Below are 11703 nucleotides of genomic sequence, written 5' to 3'. Positions count from 1 at the left end.
AGATCGGCCAGGTCCTCAGCGCCGCGGAGGGTGAGTGAGCACCGCAGGGAACAGGCGTGTGAAGGCACTACGCCGGAAGGAAACCAACCAGGACGAGACATGAACTACCGATTGATGTTCCAACTCACAGACTCCCTCAACACAAAGTCTCTCGAACCCCTGACGCTGAAACCGTCACCGCTGGACATGCCCGAACATCAGATCGATACCTTGCTGGAAGTACCCGGCACAGACGAACTGCTTGAACTGCCCTTCACCGCGGAAGAAGAAGGAAAGACAAGCCTGGTCTTCGTCCAGGGTCGTGTTGTATCGACCAAGAAGACCTACACCATCTCCGACGGTGGCGAGAGCGCCAGGTGCCTCGTCACCTGCTTTATCGAACCTAACCGCGTGGTAAAGCAAGGCACTGGCGAGCTCATCCTCGAGCCCACCGTCGACAACATCGAAGAGCTCATCTAAGCGTTACCGCTTGCACCGGGACGAGTCGAACTGTCTTGAGCTCCGGGAGACCCTGAGAGGCCCTGGGGCACAAGGAACGGGGCACAGGAAACGAGGCAAAGAACTCGACCTGCGGAACTCGGAGCACGCAGCAAAGCCCCACTAAAGTGGCCTACCGAAGCGGAAGCTCAGTCCGGTCGCGACTGCGCTTCCTGCTCGCGCTTCCTGCTCGCACGACCAGAACCGGTCCTGCTGTTTCGTGGCAGCGGGCCACCCGCCAACGCCGCTGGCCCGGAACCGCTGAGTCCCGTCACACTGTCTCCAGGCCATGACGCAGGAAGTCCTCTTGCCTGGTGATTGATCGTGACGCCAGCTCTGGCATTATCGACCCCAGGCAAGCGGGCAAACAGCCCCAAGCCATTGCCCCTGGGCAACCTGACGCAGTCCTTCGCTGTTCACGTCACGGATGACGTGAAGACACCGCACAAGGAGCCATGATTCATGCTAGGTGCACTCTCCGACTTCCCCGAATACCAATACACCGATCACGTCCACGACTTCGAAGTGAAGGACGTGAGCCGCCCACACCGGCCTGCTCATGCGGTCATGTGCTACTCTGCCGGCACCTTGTTCAAGGTCATTATCGTCGGCGGCGAGGTAGGAAATGCCTTGAACCTGTGCCGCGGGCTAGGCGCACAGCGTAAAACCATGCAAGGCCAGCGCTTTACCCGCTGGATCGAATCGCACTTTCCTCTCGAGGTGTGTCATACCAACCAACGAGAGATACAGCGTGCCTTCCCGCCACCTCCGAAAGAGACCGACTAGCGCGGGTGCGAGCATTCTGTGCACGATGGCTGCGGTGCCTGATGGCTGCGGTGCATGACGACTGGGGTGCACAAGGTGCCCCTAGACATGGCAGGAGAATTCTTCAGCCCATATGGATATGACGAGGCGTAAATGCAGGACAAGGCTCCGTCGGTGGTTATCACCGCACTAAAGAAGCTCGCGCAAGGCATCGCTCTCTGCTGGTTCCCCGTGCTTCTGCTGTTCCTCTTTGTCAAAAACGACTTTTCCTTCAAGGTACTGGCCTACGGCCTGGCCATTCCCCTCGTGGTCTATCTGGTCGCCGCCCTATGCATCTGGCTGCTCTTCGGCGAACGCCAGCGTCGACGTGACCCGAAGTAGCCGACGATCTGTCGCAGCGTGACTGCCCGCAGATGATCCTTGGCGCTGCATCTATTAGGCTATGCCGAGACAGTCACGACGCAGGCCTCCGCCACAGGCCTTCCCGCGCCGCAAAGAGAGCAAGCCATGACCGATACAGCCGCCTCCGGGATGATTGTCCTGCAGGGCAACCGCATGGAAGACCTGCGCGATCTGACGCTGAAATGGCTCGGTCGCCGTCCCCTCCATCCGCTCGCACGTACACTTTTCCTGGTGCAGAGCAACGGCATTGCACAATGGCTCAAGACCTCTATCGCCGAGCGTCAGGGCGCTCCCGGCTACGGTATCTGTCTGGGAACGGATGTGGCGCTGCCGGCACGGCTACAGTGGCAGGCCTATCGTGCGGTCATCGAGGATGTCGAAGGACCAGGTACAGTGCCCACGACGTCGCCCTTCGACAAGAGCCGACTGCGCTGGCGTCTGATGGAGCTGTTACCAAAGGCGTTGATGGATCCGCTGTTCGCCCCTCTGGAACGCTATCTGCGCGACGATGATGAGCGCCGCAAGCACTACCAGCTGGCGGAGCGCCTGGCCGACCTGTTCGACCAGTATCAGGTATACCGGGCAGACTGGCTGAGCGCCTGGGAAAAGGGTGACGACAGCCTGGTTCTACCCGGCAATCGCCGCATACCGATGCCAGAAGAGCAGCGCTGGCAACCCGCCCTGTGGCGCATGATCGGCGACTCCCTGGAGGACGGCCTGCGTCACACCCATCGTGGCGCCATTCATCAGCGTTTCAAGGCCGCCGCAGAGACCCTGCAGCAGCGTCCCGACGAGCTGCCGCCGCGTATCGTGGTGTTCGGCATCTCGTCGCTGCCACAGCAGACTCTTGAAGTTCTCGCGGCTCTCTCCGGGGTCTGCGAGGTAGTGCTGTGCCTGCTCAATCCCTGCAAGTTCTACTGGGGCGAGATCATCGAGACCCAGGAAGTGCTGCGTCGCCATGTGCGTCAGCGCCGGCGTGAAGGCATGCCCGCCGACCTGCATCAGTCGCTGGAACACCTGCACCTGCACGCCCACCCATTGCTGGCGGCCTGGGGCAAGCAGGGCCGCGACTACCTGCAGCTGCTGAGCGAACATGACCATACCGATGTCGAGGCCATGAGCGCCCTGCTCGATGGCGCCGTCGACCTGTTTCTCGAACCGCCCACCGAGCACCTACTGGGCCAGTTGCAGGACGACATCCTCAACCTGCGGCCACTGTCCGAGACCCAGCAGACATGGCCGGCACTGGATCCTGAGCAAGATGGCTCGATCCGCTTTCACATCTGCCACAGCCCCCAGCGCGAGCTCGAAGTCCTGCACGATCAGCTGCTGGCAAGCTTTGCCGCAGACCCGACGCTAGAGCCCCGTGACATCATGGTCATGGTGCCGGACATCAACGACTACGCCCCTTACATCGACGCCGTCTTTGGGCAATTCGCCCCGGGCGAACGTCGTCATCTGCCCTACCACGTCGCCGACCAGCAGCAGCGACATCGGGAGCCCTTGCTGGTCGCCCTGGAAACGCTGCTGTCGCTTCCGCGCATGCGTTTCCGTGCCAGCGAGATTCTCGACCTGCTCGACATCCCGGCGGTGCGCGAGCGCTTTGGCCTGGGTGAAGGCGACCTGCCCACCCTGCAGCGCTGGATCCGCGAGGCCAACGTGCGCTGGGGCCTGGACGCCGCCCAGCGGGCCGAACTGGGACTGCCGGAGCACGACGAACTGCATACCTGGCGTTTTGGTCTTGAACGCATGCTGATGGGCTACGCCGTCGGCGAGGCCGAGGACAGTGGCGACGACTGGCTCGAGGTGGTGCCCTACGACGAGGTGGCCGGCCTAGACGCGGCGCTGGTCGGCCCCCTGTACCGGCTGATCATGACCCTGAGTGAGCTGCGCCAGTTGCTGTCCGCACCCCGTCCGGCGGCGGACTGGGACCGCGTGCTATCGACCATGCTCGAACGCACCTTAACCCCCAGCACCAGCGCGGAGCAGACCCTGATGGGTCGCATCCAGGCCTCCCTCGAGACCTGGCAGGAAGAGATCACTTCGGCAGCGGTGACCACCGACCTGCCCCTGGCCGTGGTGCGCGAAAGCTGGCTATCGCGCATCGATGACCCGCAGCTGTCCCAGAGCTTCATGATGGGTCGCATCACCTTCGCCACCCTGATGCCGATGCGTGCCATTCCGTTCCGGCAGGTGGTGCTGCTGGGCATGAATGACGGCGCCTACCCGCGCCAGGCCACCGCCATGGACTTCGACCTGATGGCCATGCGCGGTCACTATCGCGCGGGAGATCGCTCACGTCGAGACGACGACCGCTACCTGTTTCTGGAGGCCTTGTTGTCCGCACGGGAGCGCCTGACCATCAGCTGGTGCGGTCGCAGCCCACAGGACAACGGTGAAAAGCCCCCAAGCGTGCTGGTGGGCCAGTTGCGCGACCACCTGGCCAAAGGCTGGCGCCTCCCTGGTCAGCCGCCTCACGCCCAGCGCAGCCTGGCCGACGATGCCAAGATGGCCGACGCCCTGCTCGAAGCGCTGACGGCCCAGCACCCGTTGCAGCCCTTTGGCGCCGCCTACTTCCAGGCGGATTCCCGACTGTTCACCTACGCCGACGAGTGGCAGGACTTGCACGCCGCCTCTGGCAGCACCATGGACACTGCCGCTGGGGGCGCTACTCGCGCGGCCGCTAACTCGCCGGGGGCGGCAGTCGACTCGACGGCCCCCCACGGGCCGCATGGAGCAGATTCCGCGACCAACGGCCTGGGCCCATGGCAACCGGAAGGCCCCCTTCAGCTGTCGCACCTGGCCGGGCTGTTGCGTGACCCGGTCGAAGCGCTGTTTCAGCAGCGCCTGTCCACCAGCATGCGCGATGACAACGTGCTGAATGACGACGACGAGCCCTTTGGCTTTGCGGGTTTGGCCGCCTGGCAACAGCGCGAGGCCCTGGTCCAGCCCATTGGTCAGCAATTGGCGCACCGGCCAGACGACCCCGCCTCACTGAGCGAGTTGATCGACCGCCAGGTCCTGCGCCAGCAGCGCGCCGGACACTATCCACCGGCCCCGGTGGGCCCGGTCATTCGACACCGCCTGCTGGAGCGGATTCCCGCTGCCCTGGAGGCCTATCGGGCGCTGCTCGCCCGCTATCCCTATGCCCTGGAGATCGCCCCACGGGTCAGCCACGACAGCGGGCTTACGCTGGAGGCAAGCCGACTGGCCGCTGATGACGACACGCAGGCGCTCACCCTGCGGCTGGAAGACACCCTGACCCAGCTGCACGCCGACCGGCCCCTCTCACTGGGCGAAAGACAGGGAGAGAAACTGGGAGAAAAGGCCAGCGCAGATGCCTCAGCCGAAGTGGCCCGCATCGTGCTGTTGACCAGTCAGATCCACCAGGGCGAGCACTTCAACTGGCGCCAGATCCTGCGCCACTGGCCTGCTCACCTGGCGCTGCAAACCCTTTATCCGGGCGCCGTCACCCACCTGGTATCGCCGAGCGGCCAGCTCACCATACCGGGCATGACACGAGCCCAGGCCGAACAGCGGCTGAACCGGCTGATGGAGCGGTGGCAGCACGCCATGCAGCGCGCCACCCCGACCCATCCCGATATCGCCTTCCACGCCCTTGAGGCCTATCCCGCGGCGGATGACCCTGACTGGCCACCACCTGACCTGGCGTCCGATCCCAAGCTTCGCACCTCATGGGAAAACCGCTGGGAACGCCTGGCCGAACGCAGCCCGCTGATGTTGCGGGAGTTCCCTACCCTGGAAGCACTGGTCACCGCTCCAGACTTTGCCGACGCCACCCGGGAGCTGTATGCCGACCTGCACACCTGGATCAGCCGCGCGCGTCAGTCTCCCCTTGCGGTTGCCCCTGCAACGCAAGGCAACCGTCACTCCGCCAAGGGGGCCAAAGCATGAGCTCAGCCAAGACCACCGCTGACGGCCCCCTGGTGTCAGACGCACATCAGCCCCCGTCAACCAAGGCGCTACCGCTGGCCCTGCCACTTACCGGCTGCCAGTTGATCGAGGCCAGTGCCGGGACCGGCAAGACCTTTACCATCGCCCTGCTCTACGTGCGCCTGGTACTGGGCCATGGCCAGCCGGGGCGCAGCGACTGTCGCGCGGGCAACGGCTTTTCACAGCCGCTGGTGCCCCCCGACATCCTTGTGGTGACCTTCACCGAAGCCGCCAGCCAGGAGCTGCGAGAGCGCATTCGGGCGCGCCTGGTACAGGCCGCCGAGGCCTTTCGCGCTGATCCCGCCCACGACGACGACCTGGCCGGCCGCGATCCGCTATTGGCCGAACTGCGCAACGACTTCGTCCCGGATGCCTGGCCGGTCTGCGCCCGCCGCCTGATACTGGCCGCCGAATGGATGGATGATGCCGCCATCTCCACCATTCACAGCTGGTGTCAGCGGATGCAGAAGGAGCATGCCTTCGAAAGCGGCAAGCTGTTTCGCCAGGAGGTCATTCAGGATATGAGCAACATGATCCAGGAGGCCGTCAACGACTATTGGCGCACCCGGGTCTACCCCCTCAGCGAGCCGCTGGCGGCTTCGGTGGTTGAGCTTTTCTCATCGCCTCAGGGGTTGTATAGCAACGTCCGCAACCTGCTCGCCCGGGATGATGCCACGCTGATGTTCTGCGGCGAGCCGCTGGTCAGTACCGACCTGACCGCTACCCTGACCACCTTCAGTGACCATCGCGCCAAGGCCGACAGCCTGGAAGCGCAGGCACGTCAGTGCTACCTGGATGAAGCGCAGGAGGTGCGCGACGCTCTGCAAGCGCTGCGCCCAAGCCTCAACGGCAACAGCTTTCGCGGCAAGGACAACGACGAGACCTTTGCCGGCTGGCTGGAAGAGCTCGACCACTGGGCCCAGGGCGGCATCGCCACCGGCGACACGAAGTTCGTGCAGAAGCTGGCACGCTCCCGCCTGAAGGTGAAGAAAGGCGTAGAGGTCCCGGACATCGCCCTGTTTAATGCCCTGGAGGAGTGGGGCACCTATCAGCAGCACGCCGATGACCTTAAGCGTGAGCTGCTCCCCCAGTTTCTTGCCGATGCCAGCCGCTGGATCAGCCAGCGCCTGCGCGAGCAGCTTGAGGCCGATGCCCTGACGGACTTCAACGACATGATCACCGGGCTTGCCGAGGCCCTCGACGGCGAAGGCGGGGACGTGCTGGCGCGGCGGATTCGCCAGCAATTCCCGGTGGCGATGATCGACGAATTCCAGGACACCGATCCGGCCCAGTACCGCATCTTCGAAGGTATCTACCGCATCGACCAGGCGAACGCGAAGGCGACCGACGACGCCAGCATCGACGCCGCTGACGACCCTAGTGCGCTGGTCCTGATCGGGGACCCCAAGCAGGCGATCTACGGTTTTCGCGGTGGCGACATCTATACCTACCTGGCGGCCCGCCAGGCCACCCTGGGTCATCACCACAGCCTGGACACCAACTTCCGCTCAAGTCAGGCCGCCGTCGACTCGGTGAACCAGCTGTTCGCCTTCGCCGAGCAGCACCATGAGCGGGGGGCCTTTCGCTTTGCCGACGCCACCGGGCAGGCCACCAACCCGCTGCCCTTTGTCACGGTCAAGGCCAACGGCCGCAAGGAAACCCTGATGCTGGATGGCCAGCCCGCCACGGCCCTGACCGGCTGGCTGGTCAGCGATGACGACAGAGACAGCGGCTGCCTGAACAAGGCACGCTATCTGCGCGAGGCCGCCCATCACTGCGCCAACCGCATCGCCGAATGGCTCAACCAGTCCCATCCTGAGGGCGGCGAGCCCCGCGCCGGCTTCGCCCGCCCGGGCGACGACCGCCTGACGCCCTTGAACGCCAGTGACATTGCCATTCTGGTGCGTGACCGGGTCGAGGCCACCGCCATTCGCCGGGCGCTCAGCCAGCGCGGCCTTGCCAGCGTCTACCTGTCTGACCGGGACAGCGTCTTCGCCACCGCAGAAGCCCGTGACATGCTCTACTGGCTGAAGGCCATCGCCCACCCCGAGTCCGTGTCTACCCTGCGCACCGCCCTGGCCACCGCCACCCTGGGGCTCAGTCTGGTGGAGCTGGATCACCTGCAGCGCGACGAAAGCGCCTGGGAGCGCGTTCAAGAACGCTTCATGGCCTACCGCCAGCGCTGGCAGCGGCGCGGCGTTCTGCCGGCACTACGCCAGCTGATGCACGACTATCGCATCCCTGCCCGCCTGTTGAATGCCGACCAGGGCCAGCGGCGCCTGACCAACCTGCTGCACCTGGCAGAGTGGGCCCAGCAGGCCAGTGACACCCTGGATGGCGACCACGCCTTGATCCGCCTGCTGTCGGAGCATGTGCAGGAGCCCGCCGACGACGAACAGATTCTGCGCCTGGAAAGCGATGCCGAGCTCATCCAGGTAGTCACCATCTTCAAGTCCAAGGGCCTGGAGTATCCGGTGGTATGCCTGCCCTTCCTGTGCACCTACAAGGAAGTCAGCGGCAAGACCGGGACCCCGCTCTACCACCTTGACGACCGCCCGGTGCTGGAACTGGCGCCCAAGAAGGAGATGGCCAAGGAAGGCTTCGAGCTGGCCGATGATGAACGGCTGTCCGAGGAAGTCCGACTTATCTATGTGGCCCTGACCCGTGCCCGTCACGCCAGCTTTATCGGCCTCGCGCCCCTCAAGTACGGCAATGGCAAGGCCGCGACCCTGCACAAGTCGGCCCTTGGTCACCTGCTGGCCGGTGGCGCGAATATTCCGGACGAACAGAGCCTGCGTGCCTGCTGGCAACAGATGCAGGGGGACAGTGGCGACGTCCTGCTGGAGACCGCCCCTTCAAGCGTGGCTTCTCCCATCATCAACGTCGTGCCCCGGCAGTCGACGCGAGCCCACAAGCCGGCGCTTTCCGCCGCCCACCAGGCCTTTGCCCCCTGGTGGATTGCCAGCTATTCGGCACTGGCCCAGAAGGGCGCGGCGGCACCAGAAACACCTGCCGCCGAAGTGCTGGAAGAAGAAGACAGCGACCAGCGTCAGGCAGTGAGTCGCGCCGACACCCGCCAGCCCGAGCCCGGTAGCCTGCATGCCTTTCCTCGTGGACCTGGGCCCGGTACCTTCCTCCACGGCGTGCTGGAAGCCATGGCCGAACATGGTTTTGCCGCCGCCGTGGGCGACACCACGCTGCAGGCACGCATGGCACAGCGCTGCCGACGGCGAGGCTGGGACGATCACATCGACGCCCTGACCCAAGGCATGCAGCGCTGGCTGACCACCCCCCTGTCGCCTGCGGCCATGGAATCCGCGGGTGCCACCTCGTCCACCGCTGAAGTGACGGACGGCCTAACGCTGTGCGAGCTATCGCGCTACCGGGCGGAACCCGACTTCTGGTTTGCCACCCACAATGCGATTACCCCAGCGATGGACCGACTCACCCGGGACCATCTTTTCCCTGGCGCCCCACGGCCGCAGCTCGGCTTCCAGCGCCTCAACGGACTGCTCAAGGGGTTTATCGACCTGCTGGCGGAACACGACGGGCGTTTCTACGTCATCGACTGGAAGTCCAATTGGCTGGGCCCCGACGACGCTGCCTATCACCCCGATGCCATGCGCGACGCCATGCTCGACAAACGCTACGACATGCAGCTCGCCCTCTACCTGGTGGCGCTGCATCGACACCTGCGCCAGACGCTGCCGGACTATGATTACGAGCAGCACGTGGGCGGCGCCATGCTGGTGTTTCTACGCGGTATCGATGCCCCCTCACGAGGCGTTGCCGCGATCAAGCCACCGCTGGCCTTCATCGAGGCGCTGGATCGCTGCCTGGCCGGGGAACGCCAAGAGGAGACTCCGGCATGACCGAGACGCTGACCCATGACCGCCCTGGCACGGATGCCGCTTCAGACAGCCCCAGCGTCAGCGAGGCCCTGGCCGATCCCCAGGCCATGTTGCGCCTGCAGTTCGCCTGGGCCGAACACGACTGGATTCGTGACCTCGACGCCGCCCTGGCCCATCGTCTTGCCGCGCTGGCACCGGACGCCGATGCCTGCTGCCTGGTCGCCGCGATGCTGGTCAGCCACCAGGCCGGCCAGGGCCATCTGCTGGTGGACCTCGACCAGGCCAGGCGGCACCCTCAGACGCTGATCGCGGTGGAACCCGACGACACCGCCCCAGCCCCACCGGATGAGGTGCTGGCCGCCATTGGCGACGACTGGGCCCAGCGCCTTGAGCGGTGGTCCGCGGTGGGCCAGGGCCCCGGCAGCACGCCGCTGGTACTGGATGGCAACCGGCTGTATCTGCGCCGCTATTGGCGTCACGAGCGCCGGGTCGCCGATGCCATCTCTGATCGATTGGTAGCGGCCTATACCGCCCATCCCAGCACGGTTCAGCCCAGCACGGTTCAGCCCAACACGAATCAGACCAGCGTTAGCGACGCTGTCCCCCAGGCCAGCCAGCTACGCCCGGTACTGGACAGCCTGTTTCCGCCACAGGACCCCCGTGCGCAACAGGCACAGTCCCAGAAACTCGCCTGCGCCCTGGGCGCACGGACGCCCTTCTCGGTCATCACCGGCGGTCCCGGCACCGGAAAGACCACCACCGTCATCCGCCTGCTGGCGCTGCTGCAGGCCCAGGCCATCGCCACACGAGGCGTGCCGCTGACCATCCGCCTGGCTGCCCCCACCGGCAAGGCCGCAGCTCGCCTGAGTGAATCCATCCGCGACCAGATCGCCGCCCTGGCATCCCTCGACCTGCCCAACGCCGAGCAGGTCCGCGAGTCGATCCCCGCCGAGGTCACGACCCTGCACCGTCTGCTCGGGGCGCGCCCGGATACCCGTCACTTCCGGCATCATCGCCTTAATCCGCTGCCGCTGGACATGGTGGCGGTGGATGAGGCCTCGATGGTGGACATCGACATGATGGCGGCACTGCTGGAGGCACTGCCCCCCAGGGCGCGTCTGGTCCTGCTGGGCGACAAGGACCAGCTGGCCTCGGTCGAAGCCGGGGCCGTGCTGGGCAACCTGTGTGCGCGAGCGGAGGAAGGCCACTATCAGCCGGACACCGCCCAGTGGTTGCAGGACGCCACCGGTATCGAGTTGCCGCCAGCGCTCTGCCTCCCCCCGGAACAGGCCAGTAGTGGACGCGCGCTGGATCAGTCCATCGCCATGTTGCGTCACTCGTTCCGCTTCGATGACCAGAGCGGCATCGGCCAGCTGGCTCGCTCCATCAATGCGGGAGACAGTCGACGGGCCATGGCGGTACTGGATGCCCCCTCCTTTACTGAGGCCCAGCGCCTGAGTCTGCGCCGTAACGATGAACGGGCCTTGATGACGCTGGTGCTCGACGGCCGTGGCCACGACAACGCCTGGGGCTACCGCTACTACCTTGACGCCATTCGCCCCCGTGAAGCGCGCAGCGACGCAGGACCCGACGCCGCCAGCGGTGGCCGCGAACGCCCAGCGACAGCGGCCGACCGCAGCGAGTGGGACCAGTGGGCAGCAGAGATTCTAAAGGCCCACGCCCAGTTCCAGCTGCTGACACCACTGCGCAGCGGACACCACGGGGTCGAGACACTGAACCAGCGCATCGAGCAGGCGCTGGCGCGCCACGGCCTGATCGACAAGCCCGACCTGTATACCCATTGGTACGAAGGCCGCCCGGTGCTGGTCACCGGCAACGACTACGCCTTGAAGCTGATGAACGGGGATATCGGCATCGCCCTGCAGGTACCGGCGGAGTTCGGCAACCCCGAAGCCGGCACCATCTTGCGCGTGGCGTTTCCTGCGGGTGACGGCCAGGGCGGCATTCGCTGGGTGCTGCCCAGTCGTCTGCAGCGGGTCGAAACGGTCTTCGCCATGACGGTGCACAAGTCCCAGGGCTCCGAGTTCGTGCATACCGCGCTGGTGATGCCCGACACCCTCTCACCTATCCTGACACGAGAGCTGGTCTATACCGCCGTCACGCGAGCCAAGAAGACCTTTACCCTGGCCAGCGCCAACGACCAGGTGCTGGCCCGCGCCATCGAACGCCGGATTCAGCGCCAGAGCCGGCTGTTTCAGTAGACCAGCAGGTAACCAAACAGACACCGCCTAAA

At 65.2% G+C, this 11703-nt stretch carries 6 protein-coding genes; all 6 read left to right on the top strand.

Annotated features, from left to right (window positions below; all coding sequences use genetic code 11):
• Positions 1–99: 99 nt before the first annotated feature.
• The 6 genes from JF545_RS02660 (at position 100) to recD (ending at position 11671) form a co-directional block, all read left to right on the top strand.
• Positions 100–459, top strand: a complete 360-nt coding sequence (locus tag JF545_RS02660; RefSeq protein ID WP_206938463.1) for a hypothetical protein — start codon at positions 100–102, stop codon at positions 457–459.
• Positions 460–939: 480 nt separating this feature from the next.
• A complete protein-coding gene (locus tag JF545_RS02655) occupies positions 940–1263 on the top strand; it encodes a hypothetical protein (protein WP_206938462.1) in 324 nt (107 codons plus the stop codon).
• 132 nt (positions 1264–1395) lie between these two features.
• On the top strand, positions 1396–1623 hold the full coding sequence (locus JF545_RS02650; RefSeq protein WP_206938461.1) for a hypothetical protein: 228 nt from the start codon (positions 1396–1398) through the stop codon (positions 1621–1623).
• Between the two features lie 126 nt (positions 1624–1749).
• Positions 1750–5559: an exodeoxyribonuclease V subunit gamma gene (recC, locus tag JF545_RS02645; protein ID WP_206938460.1), complete on the top strand. Its 3810-nt coding sequence runs from the start codon at positions 1750–1752 to the stop codon at positions 5557–5559.
• The gene (gene recB / locus JF545_RS02640; protein WP_206938459.1) at positions 5556–9470 is read left to right on the top strand and encodes an exodeoxyribonuclease V subunit beta; all 3915 of its coding nucleotides are present in this window, start codon (positions 5556–5558) and stop codon (positions 9468–9470) included. The genes recC and recB overlap by 4 nt, the downstream gene beginning before the upstream one ends.
• The gene (gene recD, locus JF545_RS02635; protein WP_206938451.1) at positions 9467–11671 is read left to right on the top strand and encodes an exodeoxyribonuclease V subunit alpha; all 2205 of its coding nucleotides are present in this window, start codon (positions 9467–9469) and stop codon (positions 11669–11671) included. Before recB ends, recD begins: the two co-directional genes overlap by 4 nt.
• Positions 11672–11703: the final 32 nt, after the last annotated feature.

It is taken from the genome of Halomonas litopenaei, from assembly GCF_017303055.1.
GTDB classification, from domain to species: Bacteria; Pseudomonadota; Gammaproteobacteria; order Pseudomonadales; family Halomonadaceae; genus Halomonas; species Halomonas litopenaei_A.
Note: the sequence above shows the minus strand (reverse complement) of the source record. Positions and strands in the feature narration are given on the sequence as shown.

Bases quoted from the DNA above. Each gene is read 5' to 3' on its own strand.
- recD (WP_206938451.1), top strand. From the start codon at position 9,467: ATGACCGAGACGCTGACCCATGACCGCCCTGGCACGGATGCCGCTTCA.
- JF545_RS02655 (WP_206938462.1), top strand. From the start codon at position 940: ATGCTAGGTGCACTCTCCGACTTCCCCGAATACCAATACACCGATCAC.
- JF545_RS02650 (WP_206938461.1), top strand. From the start codon at position 1,396: ATGCAGGACAAGGCTCCGTCGGTGGTTATCACCGCACTAAAGAAGCTC.
- recC (WP_206938460.1), top strand. From the start codon at position 1,750: ATGACCGATACAGCCGCCTCCGGGATGATTGTCCTGCAGGGCAACCGC.
- recB (WP_206938459.1), top strand. From the start codon at position 5,556: ATGAGCTCAGCCAAGACCACCGCTGACGGCCCCCTGGTGTCAGACGCA.
- JF545_RS02660 (WP_206938463.1), top strand. From the start codon at position 100: ATGAACTACCGATTGATGTTCCAACTCACAGACTCCCTCAACACAAAG.